The organism is Streptosporangium jomthongense (genome assembly GCF_042650425.1).
In the GTDB taxonomy this organism is placed as follows: Bacteria; Actinomycetota; Actinomycetes; order Streptosporangiales; family Streptosporangiaceae; genus Streptosporangium.
This window is the reverse complement of sequence record NZ_JBHSBC010000005.1, coordinates 110481-110888: the sequence shown is the minus strand read 5'-3', so window position 1 is coordinate 110888 and position 408 is coordinate 110481. Positions and strand designations below refer to the sequence as shown.

1 protein-coding gene is annotated in these 408 nt (G+C 68.1%); it reads right to left on the bottom strand.

Annotated elements, in window-relative coordinates; genetic code table 11:
• Positions 1–408: WD40 repeat domain-containing protein (locus ACFOYY_RS07995; protein WP_386188977.1), on the bottom strand; the 408-nt coding region annotated here is incomplete at both ends.

Here is a 408-nt window from a genome sequence, read left to right as displayed (position 1 = left end):
GGTTCGTACGGTTCCGTCCTGGGAGGCGCTGGCCAGCCAGGAGTTGTCCGAGGAGATCGCCACCGCGTTCACCCAGTCGGTGTGTCCGGTGAGGGTGGCGTGTGGGATGCCGTCGGCGTTCCAGATCCGCACCGTCCTGTCGTCGGAGGCGCTGGCCAGCCAGGAGTTGTCCGAGGAGATCGCCACCGCGTTCACCCAGTCGGTGTGACCGGTGAGGGTGGCGTGTGGGATGCCGTCGGCGTTCCAGATCCGCACCGTTCCGTCGTCGGAGGCGCCGGCCAGCCAGGAGTTGTCCGAGGAGATCGCCACCGCGTTCACCCCGCTGATGTGGCCGGTGAGGGTGGCTCGTGGGGTGCCGTCGGTGTTCCAGATTCGTACGGTTCCGTCGCGGGATGTGCTGGCCAGCCA